Origin of the sequence: Marinomonas aquimarina (assembly GCF_900089755.1) — a bacterium.
Lineage (GTDB): Bacteria > Pseudomonadota > Gammaproteobacteria > Pseudomonadales > Marinomonadaceae > Marinomonas > Marinomonas aquimarina.
The window spans coordinates 99,924-123,764 of the sequence record NZ_FLOC01000006.1 but is presented as its reverse complement, the minus strand read 5'-3'; the positions used below and the strand labels follow the sequence as shown (position 1 = coordinate 123,764).

At 51.2% G+C, this 23,841-nt stretch carries 21 protein-coding genes; 10 read left to right on the top strand and 11 right to left on the bottom strand.

Annotation, left to right across the window (positions count from 1 at the left end):
- Nucleotides 1–4 precede the first annotated feature (4 nt).
- The 4 genes from MAQ5080_RS06735 to MAQ5080_RS06720 are packed head-to-tail and all read right to left on the bottom strand — an operon-like array spanning nucleotide 5 to nucleotide 3,676.
- The gene (locus tag MAQ5080_RS06735) at nucleotides 5–760 is read right to left on the bottom strand and encodes an SPOR domain-containing protein (RefSeq protein ID WP_067207691.1); all 756 of its coding nucleotides are present in this window, start codon (nucleotides 758–760) and stop codon (nucleotides 5–7) included.
- Nucleotides 757–1,518: a type III pantothenate kinase gene (locus MAQ5080_RS06730; RefSeq protein WP_067207694.1), complete on the bottom strand. Its 762-nt coding sequence runs from the start codon at nucleotides 1,516–1,518 to the stop codon at nucleotides 757–759. Before MAQ5080_RS06730 ends, MAQ5080_RS06735 begins: the two co-directional genes overlap by 4 nt.
- Entirely contained in the window at nucleotides 1,484–2,440 is a 957-nt protein-coding gene (locus MAQ5080_RS06725; RefSeq protein WP_067207697.1) for a biotin--[acetyl-CoA-carboxylase] ligase, read from the bottom strand. Before MAQ5080_RS06725 ends, MAQ5080_RS06730 begins: the two co-directional genes overlap by 35 nt.
- A gap of 57 nt (nucleotides 2,441–2,497) precedes the next feature.
- Nucleotides 2,498–3,676, bottom strand: coding sequence for an alpha/beta hydrolase (locus tag MAQ5080_RS06720; protein ID WP_067207699.1), 1,179 nt, complete (start codon nucleotides 3,674–3,676; stop codon nucleotides 2,498–2,500).
- A 79-nt stretch (nucleotides 3,677–3,755) separates the two neighbouring features.
- Between MAQ5080_RS06720 and MAQ5080_RS06715 the strand changes: the two genes are divergently transcribed.
- Nucleotides 3,756–4,196, top strand: a complete 441-nt coding sequence (locus MAQ5080_RS06715; RefSeq protein WP_067207702.1) for a GNAT family N-acetyltransferase — start codon at nucleotides 3,756–3,758, stop codon at nucleotides 4,194–4,196.
- 48 nt (nucleotides 4,197–4,244) lie between these two features.
- Here the strand turns inward: MAQ5080_RS06715 and MAQ5080_RS06710 are convergent, their stop codons facing one another.
- The 5 genes from MAQ5080_RS06710 to uraH form a co-directional block, all read right to left on the bottom strand.
- On the bottom strand, nucleotides 4,245–5,897 hold the full coding sequence (locus MAQ5080_RS06710; protein ID WP_067207705.1) for an OpgD/OpgG family glucan biosynthesis protein: 1,653 nt from the start codon (nucleotides 5,895–5,897) through the stop codon (nucleotides 4,245–4,247).
- 305 nt (nucleotides 5,898–6,202) lie between these two features.
- Nucleotides 6,203–7,615 (bottom strand): hypothetical protein, encoded by a 1,413-nt coding sequence (locus MAQ5080_RS06705; RefSeq protein WP_067207707.1) that lies wholly within the window; start codon nucleotides 7,613–7,615, stop codon nucleotides 6,203–6,205.
- A 358-nt stretch (nucleotides 7,616–7,973) separates the two neighbouring features.
- Complete coding sequence (locus MAQ5080_RS06700; RefSeq protein ID WP_067207710.1) at nucleotides 7,974–8,390, bottom strand: UPF0158 family protein; 417 nt, start codon at nucleotides 8,388–8,390, stop codon at nucleotides 7,974–7,976.
- Between the two features lie 684 nt (nucleotides 8,391–9,074).
- Complete coding sequence (gene hpxO, locus MAQ5080_RS06695; protein ID WP_067207713.1) at nucleotides 9,075–10,229, bottom strand: FAD-dependent urate hydroxylase HpxO; 1,155 nt, start codon at nucleotides 10,227–10,229, stop codon at nucleotides 9,075–9,077.
- A gap of 168 nt (nucleotides 10,230–10,397) precedes the next feature.
- The gene (uraH, locus tag MAQ5080_RS06690; protein WP_067207716.1) at nucleotides 10,398–10,754 is read right to left on the bottom strand and encodes a hydroxyisourate hydrolase; all 357 of its coding nucleotides are present in this window, start codon (nucleotides 10,752–10,754) and stop codon (nucleotides 10,398–10,400) included.
- A gap of 132 nt (nucleotides 10,755–10,886) precedes the next feature.
- Here uraH and uraD point away from each other — a divergent pair, with 132 nt between their 5' ends.
- The 9 genes from uraD (at nucleotide 10,887) to MAQ5080_RS06645 (ending at nucleotide 21,567) form a co-directional block, all read left to right on the top strand.
- Nucleotides 10,887–11,429: a 2-oxo-4-hydroxy-4-carboxy-5-ureidoimidazoline decarboxylase gene (gene uraD, locus MAQ5080_RS06685; protein WP_067207719.1), complete on the top strand. Its 543-nt coding sequence runs from the start codon at nucleotides 10,887–10,889 to the stop codon at nucleotides 11,427–11,429.
- A gap of 131 nt (nucleotides 11,430–11,560) precedes the next feature.
- Nucleotides 11,561–12,733, top strand: a complete 1,173-nt coding sequence (locus MAQ5080_RS17395; RefSeq protein ID WP_067207721.1) for an amidase — start codon at nucleotides 11,561–11,563, stop codon at nucleotides 12,731–12,733.
- 3 nt (nucleotides 12,734–12,736) lie between these two features.
- Nucleotides 12,737–14,323, top strand: coding sequence for a gamma-glutamyltransferase family protein (locus MAQ5080_RS17390; RefSeq protein WP_067207724.1), 1,587 nt, complete (start codon nucleotides 12,737–12,739; stop codon nucleotides 14,321–14,323).
- 406 nt (nucleotides 14,324–14,729) lie between these two features.
- Nucleotides 14,730–15,548: a sulfite exporter TauE/SafE family protein gene (locus tag MAQ5080_RS06670; RefSeq protein WP_067207727.1), complete on the top strand. Its 819-nt coding sequence runs from the start codon at nucleotides 14,730–14,732 to the stop codon at nucleotides 15,546–15,548.
- A 9-nt stretch (nucleotides 15,549–15,557) separates the two neighbouring features.
- Nucleotides 15,558–16,805, top strand: coding sequence for a pyridoxal-phosphate-dependent aminotransferase family protein (locus MAQ5080_RS06665; protein ID WP_067207730.1), 1,248 nt, complete (start codon nucleotides 15,558–15,560; stop codon nucleotides 16,803–16,805).
- Nucleotides 16,802–18,028 carry an allantoate amidohydrolase gene (locus MAQ5080_RS06660; protein WP_067207732.1) on the top strand — a complete coding sequence of 409 codons (1,227 nt, stop codon included), beginning with the start codon at nucleotides 16,802–16,804 and terminating at the stop codon, nucleotides 18,026–18,028. Before MAQ5080_RS06665 ends, MAQ5080_RS06660 begins: the two co-directional genes overlap by 4 nt.
- Before the next feature lie 179 nt (nucleotides 18,029–18,207).
- Entirely contained in the window at nucleotides 18,208–18,573 is a 366-nt protein-coding gene (locus MAQ5080_RS06655; protein ID WP_067207735.1) for an AraC family ligand binding domain-containing protein, read from the top strand.
- A 159-nt stretch (nucleotides 18,574–18,732) separates the two neighbouring features.
- Nucleotides 18,733–20,469, top strand: coding sequence for a diguanylate cyclase (locus MAQ5080_RS06650; RefSeq protein ID WP_067207738.1), 1,737 nt, complete (start codon nucleotides 18,733–18,735; stop codon nucleotides 20,467–20,469).
- Nucleotides 20,470–20,535: 66 nt separating this feature from the next.
- Nucleotides 20,536–21,567 (top strand): NAD(P)H-dependent flavin oxidoreductase, encoded by a 1,032-nt coding sequence (locus MAQ5080_RS06645; protein ID WP_067207741.1) that lies wholly within the window; start codon nucleotides 20,536–20,538, stop codon nucleotides 21,565–21,567.
- Here the strand turns inward: MAQ5080_RS06645 and MAQ5080_RS06640 are convergent.
- Nucleotides 21,564–22,907, bottom strand: a complete 1,344-nt coding sequence (locus MAQ5080_RS06640) for a dihydroorotase (RefSeq protein WP_067207743.1) — start codon at nucleotides 22,905–22,907, stop codon at nucleotides 21,564–21,566. The genes MAQ5080_RS06645 and MAQ5080_RS06640 overlap by 4 nt on opposite strands.
- Nucleotides 22,904–23,824: a GTP cyclohydrolase FolE2 gene (folE2, locus tag MAQ5080_RS06635; RefSeq protein ID WP_067207746.1), complete on the bottom strand. Its 921-nt coding sequence runs from the start codon at nucleotides 23,822–23,824 to the stop codon at nucleotides 22,904–22,906. Before folE2 ends, MAQ5080_RS06640 begins: the two co-directional genes overlap by 4 nt.
- Between the last annotated feature and the right edge of the window lie 17 nt (nucleotides 23,825–23,841).

Sequence of the window (23,841 nt, the reverse complement as noted above, 5' to 3'; positions counted from 1 at the left end):
AGCACTAGCAAGGATTTTTTTCTATTTTTATTAACAGCTTGGATAAATCCAGTTGTTGCAGGAATTGCGCCCAAGCATTCTCGCTAATGGGTTGATCTAAAAGCAGCTCATACAACTTCACCGTACGCTCATGCTCATAGATGCTGACACGCTTGCCAGAACGCTGGGCAATCATTGTTTGCGCTTGTTGCGCACGCTCTTGCGAAGAAAACAAACCTAAGGAAATGCGGTTCTTCATCTCGCCGCGAGCAATCACATAACTATCGATGCGTTTCAACTTCAGCTCAGCAACGATGTCTTGTGCTTGTGCCGTGGTCGCTGGAGCAGCGATATAGAGCCAATATTTATCACGTTTACCGGTGATTTCATTTTGGCTGAAAGCTAAATTATTGTTGCGCAAAGCGTCCGACACGGTACGACGGTCTGCGTCGCGTTCCAGCTCCAGCACAGGACACAACAAATTTTCACGGCGATCCTGCTCGGCAGCATTCTGCTGCACCGCATTGGCCACAGCTTGATTAAGCTCAGAGAGCACCTCTTCTACCGGCTCAGACTCAGGTTCCGGCTCAAGCGTCGCCTCAGGCAGGCTCTGCGCCAACAAATCCCCCTCCGGCCGTGCTTCCCCAATTAAATAGATACGCTCACTGACAGGCGGCGCGTAAACGGGCGCCTGTTGCGCTCCCGCATCGACGGCAGAGAATCCCTGCCAAGCCACAAATCCGGCATTGGCTAACACCAGCAGCAAAAAGACCCACTTCATTCTACTTCCCACCCTTCCAAGGCTTCTTCCAATACATATTTCGCGCCTTTGGCGACCAGATGCACATCCAGCTCACAATCAATCGCCAGGGCGGCCATTAACTTTTGACTCGAGCCACCGGTCGCAATCCAGCGCGCATCACAGTGCCGCTCATGCAAACGCTGCACAAACCCCAGCGCCATTTCTAGGCAGCCCTGCTGCACCGCATCCGCCGTACTGTGCGGTATACCATCACTGCCTAACGACTGCTCACTTTCCTGGTAGCGGATTTTAGCGGTTTTATCAATCAAGCTGCTGACCATAAGATCCAAGCCTGGCACGATATAGCCGCCTAGGTGCACCCCAGACTGATCAACAAAATCAGCTTTGATCGCAGTCCCGGCATCAATGATCACCACAGGACCGCCGTATTCTTTGTACGCAGCAATCGCGCCCAGCCAACGATCTACCCCCAGTCGATGGGGTTCAGCATAGGAATTTTGCACACCGCAAGCTTGGCGTTCTGAGTGCACCACGGTCAATGGCGTATTGGGCAAGGTCGCGCGAATCTCGGCCATCAAGCTTTCGTCTTCGGCAGCAGATCGTACACTGGCGAAGACTATCTGGCTTGGCGCCCCGCAGCGCGGCACATCCAGCGTATCTTGCGCCCATTTATCAAGGATCTCGCGTCCCTGAAACAAGGTCCACTTGATACGCGTATTGCCCGCATCAATCACCAGCGTGCTAGGCTTGTTTGCGCACACTGATTTCGCCTCCATGTAACAGTTCCATGCCATCGTTGGTTTCCAGCTTTAACGCACCACTGGTATCAACACCACGTGCGATCCCCGTCTGCTGGCGGTTACCACTGAACACCATTACTGGTTGATTGTAGAGCATATCAAACGCTTGCCATTGGGCATGATAATGGGCCAAGCCATTACCCTGTTCGAACACTTCACACACTTCGACCAAGCCCTGGGTAATTTGCGCAATGATCTCATTGCGATCTGGGGTAAAAGACAGTCTTGAGGTCAAATCCGTCCACGGCTGATCCACTCGCGCCTGCTGTTCTGGCGTCGATTCAACATTTAGACCAATGCCAATCACCACACGACAAACGTCCTGATCGGCGATCATTTCCAGCAAAATACCACAGATTTTCTGACCATCAATCAAGATATCATTGGGCCATTTTAAGCCTGGATTAGGCACCCCAAGGTTACGCAAGACTTGGGCGATCACCACACCGACCGCGAGACTAAGCCCTTCGACCACACTCGGGCCCTGCTCAAACTTCCACGCAAACGACATGGTAATGTTCTTCGCCACACCACTTTCCCAAATACGGCCACGGCGGCCTTTACCTTGGGTCTGATGCTCCGTCACCACTAAGGCGGGCAAGCGCGCGCCTAAGGCAATTTTTTGCTTTAGCACATCATTGGTCGACGGCGTATCAAACGGGATGTCGATGGCGATCTCAGACGCCACACCCGCGGCACGTAAGCGCCCTTCTTCCAGCAGGATCAGGCGTTCCGGTATACGGTAACCACGCCCTTTTACGGAATGCACGGTAATCCCTACGGTTTCAAGCTTCTTCAATCGCTTCCAAACAGCCGCTCGGGTTACCCCTAGCGCCTCCCCTAGCTCTTCACCAGAATGAAACTTACTATCACTCAGCAAGCTCAATACTTCTCTCATAGGGCCCTCACCATTTTCATTCCAGAGGCTTGTTGCAACTCAAACCCGTTAACGATGTTAAAACGACGACTCAGATGTCGTCGCAATAAACCCTGAGACACGTTGCATCAAATCATCAAAATAGGGATTCCAAGACAAACGCGCAGCTAACTCACTGCGCTCTGACAAGGCTTCTGAACGTTCACCATACCAATTATTCTGCGCTAAACGACATTCGTTATAACGCTCCCTGTCACCCAGATACCAGGCACAAATACGGTATTCGCCCTGTGCCCCGTAGTAAGGGTTGTGCGGCGCACCGTGGACGGCCATATGCGCCAAGCCAAAAATGCGCTGCTCTGGCAAATCCGTATTAACAATCTGCACCTGAGCCTTGGTTTGCTCAGCTTGGCTAACACTGTACAGCACCATAGCACTGTCAGGGTGTTGCGCTAACGAGTGCTCAAACACCTCTAAGGTGACACTGGAGTCAACCGTCGCATCCTCTTCTGACAACGCTAAAAACACGGGCGCTTGAGCTGGCGTGGCCAACACGGTCTGCTTCACTTCCTTGGCCAACTTATAAGCTTGCGCAATCGCTGGCACCGGAATGGACGCGTACTTGGCGTAGTCATCGCTCGGATGATGATCCAGCCAATCGATAAAGGGCGCTAAGATCGGTGCCAGCCAATCGATACGGCTGTTAATCTTAAATAACGGTGAAAACAGCACTACCCCCTGTATGTCGTCTGGGTACTGCCAAGCGTATTCGGTCACCAGCGCGCCACCCGTCGAGAAGCCCGCCAAATAGAGGGTATCCACTTCCCCTGAAAACTGCTCTACGGCGTTGCTGACTGCTAGGCGCCAATCCTCTCGGCTGACGCTTAATAGATCTTCAGCCTTGCTGCCATGCCCCGGCAACAGCATCACCCGCGTATGCAAACACTGCTCAGCAATGGCGCGCGCCGGATCTCGTAGCGAAAACGGCGAGTCGGACAGGCCATGAAACATCAACACACCGACACGCTCGTCGCTGCGACAGTGTTCCTGTGGACGATGCTCAAACGGCAGCACAGCCTCGACTTCCACACCCTGTGCACTTGGGTCAACCCAGGCTTTCCGTTCTAAGAAGTGCAGTCGCAGACGCTCACGATAGTCATCAAACGGCTCAGTGACACCCTGGACCAAGCTGCTAGCATGCAACCAGCAAGAGCCACCCAATACAAGCAGACTGATCAGCAGACGTGGTAAGCGCATTCGTTATTCCCGTTGAGCTATGGTGCAAAACGCTTATCATAGCGGATATCACATAAATCACTAGCATCTAGGCAGGAAATTGAGCCCTTCAGCGACCATCACCCAAGTCGAAGCCCTGTGGTTTCCTTTAGTCAAAAAGTTTTACCAAGCCTATTACCCGAGCGGCAAACCGAACAAATCTGAGCCACTGTGGGTGATCAAACAGGGGGCCACTATACTCGCCGCAGTGCGACTCAAACCGTTTCGCGATTGTCAGCTGCTCACAGGATTGGTCACCCACCCAGAGCATCGCCAGCAGGGTCATGCCAGCTGTCTATTACAGGCCTTAACCAGTGAGTTTCAGCGTACGCCCTGCTTCTGTTTAAACCAGCCTGAGTTAATTCCTTTCTATCAAAAGCACGATTTTGTCCTAGTGGAGGAGGAGCACAGCTTGCCAGATGATATCCAAGGGCGTTTACGCCGCTATCGCGTCAAACAGCCCGAGCTGGTCGCCATGGCCTATCACCCAACCACCCTATAAACAAAAAACGCCCCTAGTTAGGAGCGCTTTTATGGTTAGCCGAGCGGCTTATTTCAAATGACCTGCATTATGCAGTTCACGATCTTCAGGGGCTGGTGGATTCCACTGATACACCCAGCTCTCCGAAATCGGCTGACCATTGGCTTCCAGATGCACCTTAATATTAATCGGCTCAACGGACTCGTCTGGCACCAAATCAAACATGGCACGGTAACCAGCAATATGATGCTGCGGACGGGCTGAAGTGATTTCCACTCGACCACGGGACGCCTCGATCACTGGCTCTACTTTGGTGCTATGCCCCAACATTTGGAAAATATCGCCTTCAAAGTCGATGGCAAAACGCTTGCTGTAGTAGTCACGCTTTTTGCCGACAACACCACCGATACCAGTGTAAGTGCTTTGCACCGTCGCTTTACCTGATTGCACTGGTGCTTCACTGCCCCAGTACATGTTGTAGCTGTACAACAACTCTTGGCCTGGCACGATTGCTTGCGCAGGGTTCCAGAACGCGACAATGTTATCGAAAGTTTCGTCTAGGGTTGGAATTTCCACCAGCTGCACCGAACCTTCACCCCAGTTACCGATTGGCTCAATCCAAAGATGTGGACGTTTTTCATAGAACACACCGTCATCTAGGTAATGATCAAAGTTACGGTCACGCTGCATCAAACCAAAGCCTTTTGGATTGTTATCCATGTAAGCATTGAAACGCAGCTGCTCAGGGTTACCTAATGGACGCCAGAGCCACTCGCCATTACCGGTTAGCATTTCCAAACCATCGGAGTCATGGATCTCTGGCCGCCAGTCATAGTTGGTACGACGGTCGTTCTCACCAATCATGTACATACTGGTCAGCGGTGCCACACCCAAGCGCTCAATTTCCTTACGTGGATACAGGGCCGCATCGACACGCATGGTGAGCGGCTCGCCCGCTTTTACATCAAAGCGGTACGCACCGGTAATACTTTCCGAGTCCAGTAGCGCGTAGATAGTCACTTCCTCTGAGTTCGGTTTTGGCTTCTCAAACCAGAAATTGGTGAACACCGGGAATTCTTCCGGCTTATTCATCGCCGTATCAATGGCTAGACCACGGGCCGATAGACCGTATTGCATCTCTGCGCCGACAGCGCGGAAATAACTCGCCCCCAAGAACGCCACAATATCACGCTCCCAATCGGTCGCGAACTGCATACGGAAACCCGCAAAACCCAAATCCTGTGGTAGTGCCTTACCATTGACATGGGAATCACCGTAATCAAACATCTTCGATGAATAATCCACCGGTGTCGACTTACCGTCTTCCACCACATTGATATGTACTGGCGTGATAAAACCTTGGCCTAGGTGAAAGAAAGTCGCACGGTAAGCGGTATCCGCCTTCTGCCACAAACTCTGCTCGCGTTTAAAATGCAGCTGCTGATACTCATCCCAATCCAAGTTTGACAGCACATCCGGCACATCGCCCTTTGCACTGACAAATGGCTTCTCCGCCAAATTACGGGCATGGCCTTTCAACCAAGCGTAACTAAACGCCTCGCCCTTAGCGGGATTGACCGTTGGCTGGGACACCGCACAAGCGGTGACACTGGCCAAAGCACTGACCATCAAAACGGCTTTACTCATCAGACGCATGCTACTCTTTAGCAACGCTCGCAAGCCCCGAGATTCCGCTTGTGGGTACGGCAGGCTAATACGCATCGAATCTTCCTATAGTTATCTAACAATAACCAAGCATGCTACCCCTGTTCGAGATTTAGGGATACTTGACACTAGGTAAAGAATTTCAAATAACTGAGCATTAATCTTACAAAAGCGACAGCGTGTCATGGCTGGTGCCAGATCGCGGCATATCTGAGGAAATTCGTGTTCCCTCCCCTTAGCAAGGGTTAGGGAGGGGTTGAGATAGGGAGCTTAGTGATGGGGGTTGGGCTGCGTACGGCCCGATTTTATCGGGAAGGATATGTATCAGCCCTTACTTAAAGCTGAGCTGCCTTTGCACTGCTCTATTTGGCAGTTCCATGCTTTTCCTCATATACATTTTTTACTTTAAGTACTTCATTTTGAAGAACTTGGACATAACTTGGATCAAGCCATTCATCTCTCATTTCTCTCCTGTGAGACTCTTTCCAAGGTATTTCTAACAATGTACATGCGACCCTTTCTGCCAATACAGACAAATGAAAAGTGGCCACAGCTAGGCTCTGGTGATTTATGTAGTGAGCACCACCATGAGCTAACTTGTTTCTAATACCTATTAATCCTTTCTTTTTGCCTTCGATATCCCATAGGTCTTTAAAACTAACACTATGTGCATTCAGAAAATTGATTATTTTATCTGCTAAAGGTGAATCACCATTAGTAAGCATTTTAGCGAAACCTTTCATCCGTGAAGATGTATCTAATCCCATTTCTTCCATTGAGTCCGCAAGATCTTGAAGCATTTCAGCTGCGACTTTATTAGCATCAGTTGGGGCCTTTGGCTCATACGATTCACTTGAAATCTTCTCTAAGGTTCTAAATAACGACATAAATCTCTCTGCATCCTGTAACTGAATTGCAGGACTCAAGCCATAGCTTAAGAAAAATAGCCACTGCCGCCCTCTACCCTGCAATAGTTTATGCGTATGGATTGCCTTATTAACTACTTCTGAAAGATCATTGATTGAAGCGACATACTTTTTAGGCTCAAGACCTGCATAATGAGTTTCAGAAGGCTCAATGGGATAAATCCAATACCTTGTTCTTACTCCAGACTGCAATGACTGCCACCCCACTACAGAAACCCGTTGCCTGAAAATAATCGAGAGAATATCTAAAATAGGAGAGATCATCTGTAAAATTTGATTTGCTTCGTATTTGTGCATATCGGCAGATACTTCCAGCCAATATCCAGACTTCAAGGCATAGTCATTTGAAGAACTGACTCGTGACTTTACCCAATACCTCTGTAACTTAATTTCGCCAAGAGTCGAACAATGAAAGGATGTTAGTTCTTCAAGCATCTGAGAAGAATCTAATGAGGTATTATCAGAAAGGTAATCATTCGGGGTGATGCATATATAAAATTTGCTTTCACCATTTGGACATTGATCAACAATCTTCAAGTGAGCAACATGCGTAAGAATAATAGGAGATAAGCCAAATTTTCTAGCCTGATGGAGCCCAGTGGTTATTTTCCTATAGCACACCTCTCCCATTTCAACTCGATAATTCGGTGCATCTTGCAAACTAGAAAGCTGGCATGGGTTCTCGAAAACGTTAATTGGCATCTCCGAGTGAGGTATTCCAATATTGATCTCAACCTTTTCACCCCATATAGCTGGAAGCCTAAGGTTACAGTCGACAAGGACCTCCCTGCCTGACAAATCTAAAAGTTTCGCATCAAAGGAAACCTTTTCTCTATAGTAGCTATCCACAATTCCCGCCCTTTTACTTCATCAGGTTCACACTAGTTAGTCATCTAGCAATTACGCATATCAGGCACATCGGAAAAGAAATAAATTCTCAATGTCATCCATGACAGCAGTAAACCAAACTTAACTCATCCATTTAAGGTGATCCAATCGTTATCCCAGGCATTTAATTCGCGCTGACGGTCGAAGGGAGGCACGACCGAAGATGTGCGCAAGCGAATTGCCTGGAATGGCACAGCAAAGCGGTTGGTAAGCACCGAAGCTGATCAATCGCCAGAAACCAAATAAAATCGGGGTAAGGATACCCCTCCTACAAGAAGTCGCGGAACGGAGGCCGCTCGTACGTGGCTGCGTACTGAGGTTAAACGGCCTCGCTAAATGGTACGTTGTTTTCTTGGCACCATTCGATAATGGCATCGCGTAGCGCACGTTCTTCGTACGAGTACCAAGCTTCCAGCTTGTCAGAGGCATTGAGAAAATCTTTGAAGCGTCGGTAAGCGCCCTTTTTACTGAAGATTTCATAGGCCAGCTCAAGTTGAGCCGGTAAATTTTCGGCGACAAACTGGATAGCAGTGTTCTTATCCAAACCCAAATCATACTTGCCAGGAAGCGAGATGTATCGGCTATTCTCATAGAGATCCTCAGGCACTTCCTCTTCAACAACATCATCTACATAAAAAATGGCGCCGGTCTGAATATCTACATAGGCTTCAGACATTCCATCACCTGATGAAACAAACTCAACCGCCGATTCGATATCTGAAAATGTCGCCGTCATACAAGCCTCGCTTATCAAGTTAATGCCGCATAAACCAGTAATAGACAAACTTAGCTTATTTATTAGAGAGCGCCAACCGTAGATCAAACCGAAGCTGATCGCGGGTCGGAGACCGCTCGTACGTGGCTCGATCCGCGCGCAGCGCGGTCCTACGAAAGCGCATTAGCAGCATTCCATGCGTTTAATTCGCGCTGACGATCGATGGGGAGGAACGACCCGAAATTTGCGCAAGCGAATTGAATTGCATGGAATGGCGCAACAAAGAGGCTAATAAGCACCGAAACTGGATAGTTGGCAACCTAGAAAGATTACCTAGTTTGAAAATTGTTCCCTCGGAAGCCGAGGTCCTACCGCTTTGGGGCTTCGGTTTGCCTTAGGCGGTGTAGTTTTGGTCGCGGGGCGGAGACCGCTCGTACGAGAGCACCTTAGCGGTCTTCCATGCGTTTAATTCGCGCTGACGGTCGAAGGGAGGTACGACCGTAGATGTGCGCAAGCGAATTGAATTGCATGGTATAGCGCAGCAAAGCGGTTGGTAAGCACCGAAGCTGGAAGGCTGACAACCTAGAAAGATTACCTAGTTTGAAAATTGCTCCCTCGGGAACCGAGGTCCTACTGCTTTGGGACTTCGGTTTGCCTTAGGCGGTGCAGTTTTGGTCGCGGGTCGGAGACCGCTCCTACGAGCGGTTAGCCCAGTGGGCCGCCGAGGATGGTTTTGGATAAGCCGCTCATGATGCCGACGCCGGTCTCGGCACGTAGTTCGTCGTACCAGGCTTGGGTTTCGGCTGGATCAAAGCCGTGGGTGACTTCACAGCGTTTGCGGGCTTTAAGGACGAGGTCTTTGACGCGTTCCAGGCGTGAGTTGTTATAGCACTGCAATGCGCCTTCGATATCACAGCTGGCCGCAAAGCAGCGCCCTAGGACGACCGCGTCTTCGAGTGCAGCGCAGCCCCCTTGGCCGATATCCGGTGTGGTGCTGTGGCCCGCATCGCCAAGCAGTGCGACACGGCCTTTGACCAATGGGCTAAAGGGTTCCACATCATGAATTTCAATACGGTTGGTGGTGTCTGGGTTAATGGCATCGATCAAGCGCTGCACCGGCTCGGCCCAGCCTTCAAAATAACCTTTAAGATCATTTACAACGGTTGAACGATCCTCTGGTAAACCTTTAGGCAGTGGCACATCAAAGAAAAAGTAGAAACGGTTATCCGCAATCGGCATCACGGATACACGTTTGCCATCGGCGACAAACATAGTCCATTGATCCGCTGGGGCGATGGCTTCGTCGATTTCCACCAGGCCGTTCCAGTTCACGTAGCCAGCGTAGCGACGTTCGACTGTTTGCCCAAGCACATACTCACGGGCGATAGAGTGGGCGCCATCGGCAGCGATCATAAAGTCTCCATGGGCCATGGAACCATCGGTGAAGGTGGCGGTGACGCCGTTTTCATCTTGCGTGACGCATTCCAAGCGCTTGCCAAATCGCACTTTGTCGCGCCCCCACCAATCAATCATGCGTGATTGCAGGTCGGCACGGGACACAGGACATGGGCGTTCACCCACTTCTTCCACCAAAGGTTTCAAGCTAAAGCGTGTCATCTGGGCAGCGCTGAAGCCTTCGAGGTAAGCCATATTGTGCATCGGGCCACCGAGGTCATCCATGATTTGCCCCATACCTAGGTGATTCATGCATTTGACGCCATTCGACCAAATCGAGATTGCCGCACCGACGGGCTTCATTTCTTTAACGGCTTCGAACACCTCACAATCAATGCCTTGTTGATCCAGTGCCGCCGCAGCCGACATACCGCCAATGCCTGCGCCAATGATGATTGCTTTCATAACAAGCCCTCCACTCAGCTTATCCAGATAGAGCAAGGACCTTCAAAAAGCGTGCCCAACTTGCTGTGAACAGCTTGCCGCCTATGAAACAAGCGTTTCAGTCATAGTGAGCAGTACTTCCCCATCTGCAATACCACCCGAAACGCACCATGTCAGTGCAATCAATGCCTAGCTGCCACGATAAGTGCTGTAAGAATAGGGCGTCACCAACAGCGGCACATGGTAATGACTGTCTTGGTCGGCAATGCCAAAACGCAACACCACCACATCGAGGAAACGTGGCTCAGGCATCTCAATCCCCTGCCTGGCAAAGTAGTCGCCAATAGCAAACTCCAGTTCATAGCGCCCTATTTTGAACTGTTCGCCATCCAGTAGCGGCGCATCGCAGCGGCCATCGTCATTAGACATCGTTTTCTGCACCAAGCTGCGCGAGCCATCCTCGGCCAATTGATAAAGCTCAATGGTGACGCCAGCGGCCGCCACACCACGGGTTGTGTCCAAAATATGAGTGGTTAGATAACCCATCTGTCTCTCCTCTAAAACCAGCGATATCCAATATCGACTGAGAAAATTAGCACTTGCGGCGCACAGCGATTAGGATCAAAAGTGACTGTCAGCTAAGCACAATTACCCGTGAGACACCACTAAGGAGTCACCATGACATCCACAATATTACCGCTGCTTAAGCAGGATAAAGATAGCTTTATCAAACACTTAAAAGATATTTACGAGCATTCAAAATGGCTCGCAGAAGCGCTATACGAGCAACGAGATACGTTAGCCAATCACCCTGATGGCATCCAATCTGCCGTGACGGAGGCTATGCACGACATCATCGAAGCCGCCGACCACAGCACTCAGCTGGCCTTGCTTCGAGCACACCCAGACTTAGCTGGCAAAGCGGCTTTGGCGGGCGAGTTAACCGATGCCTCCAGCAACGAACAAGCGGGCGCTGGGCTAGATCAACTGACGCCGCCAGAGCTGAAAAACTTCCTCGCACTGAATATGAGCTATCGCGAAAAATTCGACTTCCCCTTCATCATGGCGGTGCAAGGCGCCACCAAGGCACAAATCGTCGAAGGCTTCGAAGCACGCTTGCCCAATGATGTGGAAACGGAGTTTCGTCGAGCACTCAATGAGGTACATAAGATCGCAGGCTTTCGTTTGGCAGCATTACCAAAGGAACTCTGGGGCGATTAAAGCGCAGATGACGGTTTAGCTAGATACCTCTGTCTACGACAGAGTTTGCCAGGGAAGAAGATGTCTCTTTTGTTTCATTTGACATTTTATAGAAACAATTGTTTCATAGCTAAAGATCAAAGGAGCGACTTATGAAACACGCAATCGTCCAAAACCCATTTTTACGCCTACCCGAACACTTCTCCCCGACGGTGGTGGCAGCCTCAGAGCAGCCGCTTGCAGGTATGCGTTTGGCGGTGAAAGATTTGTTTCATATGCAAGGTTTGCCGACCACAGCAGGCAACCCAACGTGGCTCGCGACTCATGATCAACCCACAGTAACCGCGTCTAGCGTTAACACCTTGCTGAGCGCTGGCGCACAGTTCGTTGGTAAAACCATTACCGATGAATTGGCCTACAGCTTAAACGGACAAAATATTCATTACGGCACACCCGAAAACCCAATCACCCCTGAGCGTTTGCCGGGTGGTTCGTCGTCAGGCTCAGCGGTAGCGGTGTCTGGCCATCTGGCTGAGATTGGTTTGGGTACCGACACCGGCGGTTCGATTCGCGTGCCATCAAGCTACAACGGCTTGTTTGGTTTGCGCCCTACTCATGGTGTGATCGCAATGGATAACATGGTGGCCTTAGCCCCTTCGTTTGACACCGTTGGCTTTATGACTCGTAGCCTTGATGAGTTGATCAAGGTTGCCCAAACACTGTTACCAGCACAGCGACCAGTGCTTGCTAAGACGCTGATTGCCAAACAATTAATCAATCAAGTTGAACATAAAGACGCGCTACTTAAGCAGCTAGACACATGGTCAGCGCAAGGTAAGCTCAGCATAGATAAGAGCCTTGAAATCGACCCTGTGTACTGGCAAACCGGCGCGACCTTTCGCACCCTACAAGGGGCGGAAATCTGGCAAACCCACGGTGACTGGATCACGCAAAATGATCCTGACTTTGCGCCGGATATTGCTAGCCGTGTTGAGTGGACGAAAACCATTAGCGCAGACGACGTCAGCGACGCCAAAGCGCAGCAAGCCAAGTTTCGAGAATGGATTGATGAGCAGCTTGAAGGTGCGGCATTAATACTGCCCACCACGCCGGGGCGTTCACCACTTTTGACAATGCAAGACAATGAGTTAGCCGAATACCGAAACCAGCTTTTGGAGCTCACAGCGATCGCTGGTCTATGCGGTTTACCGCAATTGCATTTACCGGTTTGTGACATTGACGGCGCACCCTGTGGCCTATCCCTAATTGGCCCGCGTGGTAGCGATTTAAGTTTGTTAGCCCTAGCCAAAGACCTAATGGAGTAACCCATGTCTTCGATTGCATTTACGGCGCCACATCACGAGGCGACCAAAGCCGGCCGAGCCATTCTCGAACAAGGCGGTACCGCGATTGAAGCCATGGTCGCTGCGGCCGCAACCATTGCGGTGGTCTATCCACATATGAACGGCTTAGGTGGTGACGGGTTTTGGCTAATCAGCGAACCAGGCAAAGCGCCAATTGGCATTGATGCATCCGGGAAAGCAGCGCAACTGGCGACATTAGACTTCTTTCAAGGCGAAGATGCGATCCCTGCTCGTGGCGGCAAAGCTACCGTAACTATGGCGGGCGCCGTGGCAGGTTGGCAAAAGGCGTTAGACATTAGTGCAATCTGGCAAGCGCCTAAGTCATTAAACGAATTGCTGCAAAATGCTATCGATCATGCAGAGAATGGCATCGAAATTACGGAAAGCTTGCAAGCAGCCAGCCAAAAAGTACATAACGATTTATCTGCACTGCCAGGCTTTGCGCAGTTCTTAGATCAAGGTGAAACACTGACTCACGGTAATCGCCTAACCCTAAGCGCTTTAGCGCAAACGCTAAAGCACCTAGCAGAAGTCGGTTTAGATGACTTCTACCACGGAACTGTGGCTGAAAAGCTGGCGGCTGATCTGGAAGCCGCAGGTTCACCGATTCGTTTAGCGGATTTCCATGATTACCGCGCTGAACAAGTGACGCCATTAAGTGTGGATACAGGTGTAGGCAAACTTTATAACCTGCCAGCGCCGACGCAAGGCATTGCCTCCTTGATCATCTTGGCGCTGTACGATCGCATTCATCAACTAGGCGATGGCGGTGACACCGATATGGCGCATCTATTGATCGAGGCAACAAAACAAGCCTTTATTGCGCGCAATGAATATGTCACCGATCCAGCGCGTTTAAGCGTTGAGCTACAAGACTTACTCAGTGATGAAAGCCTAGCGGCCATGGCGGACAAGATTGCCATCGACCAAGCTCAAGTGTGGCCACACCCAGCCAAACACGGCGATACCATTTGGATGGGCTGTTGTGACAACGAAGGTCGCATGGTGAGCTACATCCAAAGTCTGTACTGGGAATTTGGCAGCGGCATCGTCAGCCCAAGCACGGGCATTGTGTGGAATAACCGAGGTTCGTCGTTCAGCCTTGAAAAAGACCATTTGCAAGAACTTAAGCCGAATTTAAAGCCATTTCACACCCTAAACCCTGCTTTTGCAGAACTTATTGATGGTCGCCGAATTAGCTACGGCACCATGGGTGGCGAAGGCCAACCACAAACCCAAGCGGCGTTGTTCAGCCGTTACGTCTACCACAAGCAACCACTGGCACAGAGCATCGCCGCAGGCCGTTGGTTATTGGGCCGTACTTGGGGAGATGTGAGCCACAACTTAAAAGTGGAAAGCGATTTCGCGGCAGAAGCCGCAGATATATTGATTGCTCGCGGACACGACCTTGTGGAAGTACCAGCGTGCAATGAATTAATGGGCCATGCTGGCGCCGTCGTGTTGTTCCCTGAGGGCAATACCGATGCCGCCACCGACCCACGCAGTGATGGCTTAGCCGTTTCTTCGACTGAGTTGAGCAATTTGAAGTGAGTCGGAGTTGATTATGAAAGCGCCGGCTCGCAAATAGAAAGTTATTCAGACTGAGCCGCCAATTAGGTAATGGCCGCCGGCAGACAGACATCCCTGTCTGCGACAGCCTACCCAGCCCATCCATGGGCTGGTGCTTGCCATTACCTATTGGCTGTCTCATTGAGTGCAGTAAAGATCAATTAGCCAAAACATATTCCAGATAATCAGCGTTAAGCAGGGATTATCGATAGGAACAGACAACCCTTCAAAGACCAGCAATCAGGATGATTGCGTAGGCTTAGACGGCACATGGATGTGCCGTCTAAGCCAGGTCGTGAAGGCGTTGCTGTTACGATTACAAAAACATTTGAAGTAAGTATTCAATGAAATCAAACACAACAGTCCCTAAGCAGGAGTTAAAAAGTAGATGTCATTCATAATGGAAAACTATTCCATGATTTTAGCCATGATGGGCACGGGCGTAGTCGCGGGTATCTTGGCAGGTCTGTTAGGCGTTGGTGGCGGTATCGTAATCGTGCCGGTGCTGTTTTTCTTATACCAAGGCCTAGGCGTGAGCGCTGATACAGCCATGCTAGTGGCGACGGCTACGTCCCTTGCCACGATTATCCCAACGTCGATCAGCTCGATCCGCGCCCACAACGCGAAAGGCAATGTGGACTTCCAACTGCTGAAAGCATGGGGCTTCTTCATTTTCCTTGGCGTGTTGGTCGGTAGTTTCGTGGTGACGCGTGTAGAAGGCCAATGGCTAACGCTGCTATTCGGCGTCATTGCGACGCTATCGGCGATCAATATGCTGCTAGGCAAAAAAGACGCGCTGTTTAACTCGCTGCCAGGCAAAGGCGGCCAGAGCATCATCGCCACTTGTATCGGTTTCTTCAGCTCAATGGTGGGTATCGGTGGCGGTACGCTAACCGTGCCAACGCTCACCTTCTGTAACTACCCAGCCCACCGTGCTGTGGGTACGGCTGCAGCGGTCGGTCTGATCATCTCTCTACCAGCAGCGATCACTATGTTGGTCGTAGGTCAAACACCAGCGGATTCGCCATTCGGTACATTCGGATTGGTGAACCTAGTGGGTGCAGCCTGCATTATCCCGCTGACCGTATTGTTCGCGCCAGTGGGTGCGGGCCTTGCACACCGTTTAAACGCTGCCATGTTGAAAAAGGTGTTCGCCGTAACACTGATCTTCACTGGTCTTAGAATGCTTTACCAAGTTTTAGCGTAGGAGCTATTCATGCAACCTCTACAATTTCCACCACGTTTGCTAATGGGCCCAGGCCCAATCAACTGTTACCCAAGTGTGTTGCAAGCCATGTCAACGCAGCTAGTCGGTCAATACGACCCGACGATGACGGGTTACATGAATGAAGTGATGGCGCTGTACCGCCAAGTCTTCAATACGCAAAACGAACAAACTTTCCTCATCGACGGTACGTCTCGTGCAGGCATCGAAGCGTCTTTGGTATCCGTGCTAGAGCCTGGCGATAAAGTGCTTGTGCCAATCTTCGGTCGTTTCGGTCACCTGCTGACCGAAATCGCAGAACGCGCGGACGCGGAAGTGCACACCATTGAAGTGCCTTGGGGTGAAGTCTTCGATCCACAACAGATCGAAGAAGCGATCAAACGCGTACAGCCGAAAGTATTAGCCATCGTGCAAGGTGATACCTCGACTACCATGCTACAGCCATTAAATGACATCGGTGGCATCTGTCGCGCACACGATGTGTTGCTGTACACGGACGCGACGGCTTCGATCGGCGGTAACCCGTTTGATATGGACGCGTGGCAAATTGATGCAGTGTCTGTTGGTCTACAGAAGTGTCTTGGCGGCCCCTCTGGTAGCGCGCCAGTAAGCTACAGTGATCGTTTTGTTTCTGCGGTACGTAAGCGCCACCATGTAGAAGCCGGTATTCGTGACGCACACCATACTGAGTCTTCAGGTTCACGTATTCGCTCAAACTATTTTGATCTTGGCATGATCATGGATTACTGGGGCGAAGAGCGCCTAAATCACCACACTGAAGCAGCGACCATGCTGTTTGGCTCGCGCCAATGCGCCGTGGAACTGCTGCGTGAAGGCCAAGACACCGTGATCGCCCGCCACCAATTAGCAGGCAATGCCATGCTTCAAGGCATTCAAGCGATGGGCTTGAAACCATACGGTGACCTAAGCAACAAGATGAGCAACGTGGTCGGCGTTCATATCCCAGAAAATGTCGATGGCGAAAAAGTACGTCACGACATGCTGAACATCTTTAACATCGAAATCGGTACCAGCTTTGGCCCACTAAAAGGCAAGGTATGGCGTATCGGTACCATGGGCTACAACGCGCGCCAAGACGCTGTTTTGCATACGCTTCAATCCCTTGAAACCGTGCTTCGTGCTCAAGGTTTTGCGCTGCCAAATGGCGAAGGTGTCGACACAGCTATGGCAGTGTACTCTTCAGCAAAAGAAAGTGCGGCGCAAAAGGCTAGCCTATGATGGATTACAAACGCCTTGGCCAAGAGGTCATGGAGCGCTTGGAGACGCTTGGCAAGATCAGCCAAGCGTCCGAGCACCTCGACCGTCGCTACCTGACTGAGCAGCATAAAGTGGCTAACCAATTGGTGGGCAGCTGGATGGAAGCGGCAGGCATGCAAACTTGGCAAGACCAAGCAGGCAACCTGTGGGGCCGCTTTGCAGCCGAGGATGCCAATGCACCACGCTTTGTTATGGGCAGTCATTTGGACACAGTGCCAAACGGTGGTAAATACGACGGTATGCTTGGCGTGGTTGCGCCGGTGACCTTGATCGAAGCCTTCCAAGCGGAAGGTATTCGCCTGCCTTTACATTTGGATATTGTCGGCTTTGGTGACGAAGAAGGCACACGCTTTGGCTCTACGTTGCTGGGTAGCCGCGCGTTAACGGGACAATGGCCAGCAAGCTGGGCCGAGCTAAAAGACGATGACGGCATTAGCCTTGCTGAGGCGCTGAAAAACTTTGGTTTAAGCTTCGCTCAAGTCGCAGAAGCAGCCATCCCTACGGACAATCTAAAAGGCTACCTTGAGCTGCATATCGAACAAGGCCCTGTTTTAGAAGAGAAAAATCTTCCTGTGGGTGTGGTCAGCGCCATCGCTGGTGCCAAGCGTTTTGAATTTACCGTCACAGGTATGGCGGGTCATGCGGGCACTGTACCCATGCCAATGCGTTTGGACGCGCTAGCAGCCAGCAGTGAAATGATTTTAGCCGTCGAAGCCGTCGCCAAAGAACATGGTGTTGTAGCGACAGTCGGCCAGATCAGCAACCGCCCCAATGGCGTCAATGTAATCTCTGGCAAAACTGTTTTCTCATTGGATATTCGTAGCGAACACGATCAACAGCGTGATGACGCACTCGCCGATATCATGGATCGTTTGACGAATATCGCCGCAAAACGCAACGTGAGCTTAGAACATCAGCAAACTCATAGCGCCAATGCCGTGCACTGTGATGCCGAGCTGCAAAGCGTGTTGCGTGATGCCATCGCCGCGCAAAACATCGATGTGCACACCTTATTCTCAGGTGCTGGCCACGATGCCATGGCGATTGCCGATATTTGTCCTGTAGCCATGCTGTTTATGCGCTGTGATAAAGGCATTAGCCACCATCCGGCTGAAGCGATTATGACCGAGGATGTGGTCGCGACCTTGGCGGTGTTAAGCCATACATTGCAGAGCTTGAAATAAGCTCTGCAGACACGCATTTATACAAAATCATTAGGGGGAATTCCCAACCTCTTGTTGATGCACCCGTCTATGCAATTCAATTGGCTTGCGCAATTCTCGTCCCTCGACCGCGTCAGCGCCAATTAAACGCATAGACGTTTGCTAATAAGCCCCCAGTCTTATCTAGTGAGGATTACTTGATGCAATTTACTCGAATTTATAATGACGATCAGGGCAAAAGCCACTTCGGTGAAGTGAATATCAATGTCCGCGATGGCGGGCCGATCGGTATGTTGTCGGAGCGTTTTGCCGCGGGTGAGATGATCTTCCGTGAAACCCCAGCGGACTACGATTTCAAATGGCACCCAGCGCCACAGCGTCAGCTGTTGTTTATCATCAAAGGCAGCTGTGAGTTTAAAGTTTCCAACGGTGAAACGCGCCAATTCAAAGGCGGTGACGTGCTACTGCTCGAAGATACCGAAGGCGAAGGTCATTGCTCTAAAGCACTGAACAACGAAATCCGCCACTCAATTTTTGTCACCCTTCCAGAAGGGACAGTGTTGTAGGCTCGTCGCGCTTAGCAACGCCCTCCATACTTGTGCGTTTTATAACCATAAAATCATCACGATTCATTGGCAGACTGGTGGAGATAGGATATTGTCCATAAGGTTAACCACTACTTTGGCAAGGAGAGCTCTGCTGTCACTTGGCAGGTTCAATCACCGATGATGCTACGCTACTTACTACTCTTTATGATGGCATTACTCACGGGGCAGACTTCTGCAGCCTCTGGCCAAGTAGTGATTACGAACATCCATTATTACCAAGAACAAGCAGCATCCCCGCTTTCACTGACGCAAGCTCTGCAGCGCTTTGCACAAGGTGATTTTTCTCTTTTCGAGCCACCAACTTTAACCGTTGGCCAGCTTTCTCTCTTCGAGCATCCAGCATTGACCTTTGGTATCCGCGATCGAGGTGTCTGGGTGCGTTTAGCATTAGAGAATCAAACGGGAGCCATTCAGGCACGGCGTTTAACGGCAGGCATGACCTGGCTTGAGCAAGTCGATGTGTTTTACATCTCAAGTGGGCGCACCCAAACCTATACTGGTGGGGATGGTTTGGCGGCGAACGAACATTTGCTACCTGCGGTTGGCATCGTGTTTGCCTTAGACATCGCAGACGGCCAAAGTGAGGTATGGCTCAGGGTCCAATCTCTCGATCCCATTACGTTACCGATCCGCTTAGAGAGCCTTGAACAAGCGCAACAGACTGACAGTAAAGCACATCTTACTTCTGGGCTGCTGTATGGTATTTTGCTGGCCTTAGCGGCTTTTCAGCTGGTGCTGTATAGGATTTTAAAACACCGAAATGCGCTGTTTTATACCCTCTATGTGGGCACTTTTGTGGTCATGAACTTTGGCTACACGGGCTATGGTTTCGCTTGGATTTACCCACAAAACCCTGTGATTCAAAACTACAGCACTCTGTTTTTCATGGTGCTGCACGCCATTTTTGGTTTGCTATTTATGCGTAGCTTCTTAAAGGTGAGGAAAAACTTTCCCCGCCTAGATCGAGGGCTCAAACTCTACATGCTAGTAGGCTTGCTTGCCATCACCACCTGCACCTTAGCACAAACCCACTTACTCTCAGCGCTATGGGCCTTTGGCTACATCACGTTAACAACCTTGATTATGATTCTGACCAGTTTGATCAGTATTACCAAGGTGAAAGATGCGCGTTATTTCCTGTTAGCCGTTTGCTGTAGTATGGCTGGCCTTTGTGTCACCTCGTTATCGACTCTGGGACTGATGCCTTATAGCCAACTGGGTTACCACAGCGCCGAAATTGGCGTGGTTTGCGAAGCCTTCATCCTGGCCATCATAGTAACGAATCGCTTAAAGGTGATTGAAAATGAGCGTATCACCACTAAGTTCCTCGCGACCTATGATCCTCTCACGAAGCTGTTTAATCGTCACGCTTTTGAGCAAATGACCACCAAGTTATTGCAGCAAGCCGAGCATTATCATGCGCCATTAAGCATGGCCATATTAGATTTAGACCATTTCAAAGCCATCAATGACAACTATGGACACCATGTGGGAGATATGGCGTTGAAGCACATCGCTGATATTATGAAGCACGCCGCCCGTCCCAATGACATTGTGGCCCGCTGGGGAGGCGAAGAAATCGTGGTGCTGATGCCAAACACACGGCTAACCGACGCTCATACCTTATGCGAGGAGTTGCGTGAGACCATTTGTAACTCCCCTTTAGTCACCGCTGACGACGAGTCTATCGTTATTACGGCGAGCATAGGCCTTGCAAGTACGAAAGATTACCCGACCTTCTCATTACTGTTCCGGGCCGCCGATGAGCAACTCTATCTGGCGAAAAAACTCGGCCGTAACCTAGTCAAGTTTGTCCTACCATCCAAGCGAGGCAGCGATCTCAACGAAGCTTGATTTCATTCCGTCATGATTCAATGCTAGCCTGTGGGTACTGACAATGGACTGGCCGAGGTAGAGATAATGACAATTCAGGAACTATTGGGCATTCAACTGCCCATCATCCAAGCCCCCATGGCAGGCGTACAAGATCACAAGCTCGCCGCGGCGGTCAGTAACGCCGGAGGTTTAGGCTCGCTGCCTTGCGCCATGCTAGATTCAGAAGGGCTCAAACGCGAACTCACTGCCCTCAGCACGAAAACCAATAAGCCTTACAATGTGAATTTCTTTTGCCATACACCACCAGCACCTGACAGTGCGGTGGAAGGGAAATGGCGCGCGGCATTGTTGCCATATTTTGAAGAACTAGGTTTAGAACTCACTACCATCCAAGACGGCCCAGGTCGTGCGCCGTTTAACTCAGAAATGGCCGACATCCTAGAACAATTCAAACCGGCAGTGGTGAGCTTTCACTTTGGTTTGCCAGACCCGGTATTGCTGACTCGAATTAAGTCGTGGGGCACCAAGATTCTCTCCAGCGCCACCACAGTGGCGGAAGCGCAATGGCTAGAGCAACAGGGGGTGGATGCCATCATCGCCCAAGGCTTAGAAGCGGGTGGCCACCGCGGTTTTTTCCTTGATCAGAACATTGCCACACAGGTGGGCACCTTTGCTCTCGTGCCACAAATCGTCAACGCGGTGTCGATCCCCGTGATTGCCGCGGGCGGCATTGCCAACGCACAAGGGGTGGCGGCGGTGATGACACTTGGTGCGCTAGGCGTGCAGGTCGGCACCTCGTATTTGCTCTGCGATGAAGCCAAAACCAGTGCCATCCACCGTGCTGCGCTACAAAGCGGAGGCGCTGACTGTACCGCTCTCACCAACCTCTTTAGCGGTGGCGCAGCGCGTGGCATTGTCAATCGCGTGATGCAAGAGCTAGGGCCGCTCAGCCAGGTGGCACCGCCATTCCCATTGGCCTCTGCCGCCATGGCACCACTTCGCGCCGCCGCTGAAAAGCAGGGTTCGGGCGACTTTTCTCCCCTATGGGCCGGGCAAAACGTCAGCGGCTGCCGCGCTATCTCAGCCACCGAACTGACACTTGCTTTAGCGGGTTAATCAAAACGCAACGCTTTCCCGCGGGGCCTGCCCACGACCTGGCCGTTTTGCATCACCAGTTCTCCGGCCAGGATCGTCGCCACAGGGAAACCGACCACACGATCACCGTGGAAAGGTGTCCAGCCAGATTGGCTGGCCATGTCCGCGTCATCGAGCAGCTGTTCCTGCTGCATATCGACCAACACTAAATCCGCATCGTAACCCTTTTCAATGCGACCTTTGCCAGCGATTCCGAGCACTCGACAAGGCCCTTCACATACCAGTGACACGACCTTTTCAAGGGTCAGCTTACCCTGATGAACAAAGTTCAGCAGCAGGGGTAATAGGGTTTGCACGCCGGGCATACCACTAGGAGATTCTGGGTAAGGGCGCGCTTTCTCCGCTAACGTGTGGGGCGCATGATCCGTCGCAATCACATCTACGGTACCATCATGTACCGCATCCCACAGGGCGTGTTGATGATAGCGCTCACGAATCGGCGGATTCATCTGCACTCGTGTGCCCCGACGCTGATAACAGTCTGGCCCATGCAGATGTAAAAACTGCGGCAAGGTTTCCACTGTAACTTGTCCTTGTGGCATACGCTGCTTTTGTTGACGTAGGAAGTCCACCTCCTCGGCACTGGAGATGTGCAGAATATGCAATTTCGCGCCCGTCTCCTGCGCCAGACCGACGACTTTCTGGGTCGCCAGCAAGGCACTGGTGACATCTCGCCAGTCAGGGTGTGCACGAACATGCGCGACATGCGCAGCAATTTCCTTGCGCGCGCGTAATCGTTGTTCGTCTTCCGCATGAATCGCGATACGGCGCTGACAAACACTCAAGATATCACGCAATATCAACGTATCATCCACCAACAAGGAACCAAATGAGCTGCCCATAAACACCTTGATGCCGGCACAGCCCGGCAGCTGCTCTAACGCTGGTAATTGCTCGATGTTGTCCGCGCTTGCTCCGGCGTAAAAGGCATAATTGCTCCAAGCACTGCGTTCAGCAATATCCAACTTCTGCTGTAAAGCCGCCGCACTGGTCGTCGGTGGCGAGGTATTGGGCATTTCCACGATACTGGTGACACCGCCTAAGATAGCCGCTTTCGTACCAGTGGCGATGGTTTCTTTGTGCTCCAAACCTGGCTCACGAAAATGCACCTGTGAATCAATAATACCGGGCAGTAAATGCTTACCTGTAGCGTCAATTTCCTGAACCGCCACAAAGCCACTCAAGTCCTGGGTAATGGCTTCGATCTTACCGTCATGGCACACCACATGAATGGGCTGGGTACCACTAGGCAGCACCACCTGGGCATTTTTAATAATCAGATCAACGGATTTCGCTGTCATTTCATGGCCTCCCGGTCAAACTCGGCGGCACTGAAGTGGGTCTGCGCCACCGCATCGTGACCATGCAGGCTTTCCTGATGCTCGACCTTAAGATGTCCTTGGTAGCCCTGTTGCACCAAGGCTCGCACCAAACGACGGCTGGCGTCTTCAACAAACATAGGATTGGCGCCATTACGCAGGGCAAATTGCTGTTCATCGTCCCGTTTCACATAGGTCTGCACCGGTGTGCCTAAGGCCGCTTCACACAGTTCAATCAGTTCGCTGATCGGTAATTCAGCCTGCTCAATCGCTACCGTGACCGTTGCCACACTGCGCTGGCTATGAGGTATGGCTAAGGTGCCCTGCTGCTCTAACCATAGTGCTACTTGTTCATGGGACATGGGCTCTGACTGGCTCTGTGAGTGGGCTAAGAAGGCGTCTTTTAAGGCTTTTCGTGACAGCGCTGCCGATGCCGGGCAGCTGGAGGAATAGGTCACCTGGACCGTCAAACTCAAGGCAAAACCGGCCGCTTCGCTGTAGCTTGCCTGCAAGGTAAGCGGGTAGGCATTCCAACCCCAGCCCTGGCTGTTCAGCGCCGAACGCTTCTGCTGCACCGTGGTACTGAGTGAGAATTGCAAACTCGAAGCATTCACTTCTTGTTGTTGTGCAAGCGCCTGCTGCGCGCATTGTTGCAGACTGGAACGGCTCAAAGGCGCGTCACTGAGACCGAGTAAGGTGCTGTACATGCGTGACATATGCAGCCCTTTTTGACCGTTGCTGACATTGGCATAGATGGCAGCAGACGCGGCACACACCACCTCACCATCCGCCAACGCCAGCGTCACAGGTAAGGCAATGCCGGACATACCGACTTGATCGAGAGGAATCGCCGTGGCTAAGGTGCTGGCAACATCCGGTAGATTGGAAGCAGAGTTCATTAGGAAACAGAATCTCC

Excerpts from the sequence above, each read along its gene's own strand:
- MAQ5080_RS06735 (WP_067207691.1), bottom strand. The coding sequence starts at position 760 with ATGAAGTGGGTCTTTTTGCTGCTGGTGTTAGCCAATGCCGGATTTGTG.
- MAQ5080_RS06730 (WP_067207694.1), bottom strand. The coding sequence starts at position 1,518 with ATGGAGGCGAAATCAGTGTGCGCAAACAAGCCTAGCACGCTGGTGATT.
- MAQ5080_RS06725 (WP_067207697.1), bottom strand. The coding sequence starts at position 2,440 with ATGAGAGAAGTATTGAGCTTGCTGAGTGATAGTAAGTTTCATTCTGGT.
- MAQ5080_RS06720 (WP_067207699.1), bottom strand. The coding sequence starts at position 3,676 with ATGCGCTTACCACGTCTGCTGATCAGTCTGCTTGTATTGGGTGGCTCT.
- MAQ5080_RS06710 (WP_067207705.1), bottom strand. The coding sequence starts at position 5,897 with ATGCGTATTAGCCTGCCGTACCCACAAGCGGAATCTCGGGGCTTGCGA.
- MAQ5080_RS06700 (WP_067207710.1), bottom strand. The coding sequence starts at position 8,390 with ATGACGGCGACATTTTCAGATATCGAATCGGCGGTTGAGTTTGTTTCA.
- hpxO (WP_067207713.1), bottom strand. The coding sequence starts at position 10,229 with ATGAAAGCAATCATCATTGGCGCAGGCATTGGCGGTATGTCGGCTGCG.
- uraH (WP_067207716.1), bottom strand. The coding sequence starts at position 10,754 with ATGGGTTATCTAACCACTCATATTTTGGACACAACCCGTGGTGTGGCG.
- uraD (WP_067207719.1), top strand. The coding sequence starts at position 10,887 with ATGACATCCACAATATTACCGCTGCTTAAGCAGGATAAAGATAGCTTT.
- MAQ5080_RS17395 (WP_067207721.1), top strand. The coding sequence starts at position 11,561 with ATGAAACACGCAATCGTCCAAAACCCATTTTTACGCCTACCCGAACAC.
- MAQ5080_RS17390 (WP_067207724.1), top strand. The coding sequence starts at position 12,737 with ATGTCTTCGATTGCATTTACGGCGCCACATCACGAGGCGACCAAAGCC.
- MAQ5080_RS06670 (WP_067207727.1), top strand. The coding sequence starts at position 14,730 with ATGTCATTCATAATGGAAAACTATTCCATGATTTTAGCCATGATGGGC.
- MAQ5080_RS06665 (WP_067207730.1), top strand. The coding sequence starts at position 15,558 with ATGCAACCTCTACAATTTCCACCACGTTTGCTAATGGGCCCAGGCCCA.
- MAQ5080_RS06660 (WP_067207732.1), top strand. The coding sequence starts at position 16,802 with ATGATGGATTACAAACGCCTTGGCCAAGAGGTCATGGAGCGCTTGGAG.
- MAQ5080_RS06655 (WP_067207735.1), top strand. The coding sequence starts at position 18,208 with ATGCAATTTACTCGAATTTATAATGACGATCAGGGCAAAAGCCACTTC.
- MAQ5080_RS06650 (WP_067207738.1), top strand. The coding sequence starts at position 18,733 with ATGATGCTACGCTACTTACTACTCTTTATGATGGCATTACTCACGGGG.
- MAQ5080_RS06645 (WP_067207741.1), top strand. The coding sequence starts at position 20,536 with ATGACAATTCAGGAACTATTGGGCATTCAACTGCCCATCATCCAAGCC.
- MAQ5080_RS06640 (WP_067207743.1), bottom strand. The coding sequence starts at position 22,907 with ATGACAGCGAAATCCGTTGATCTGATTATTAAAAATGCCCAGGTGGTG.
- folE2 (WP_067207746.1), bottom strand. The coding sequence starts at position 23,824 with ATGAACTCTGCTTCCAATCTACCGGATGTTGCCAGCACCTTAGCCACG.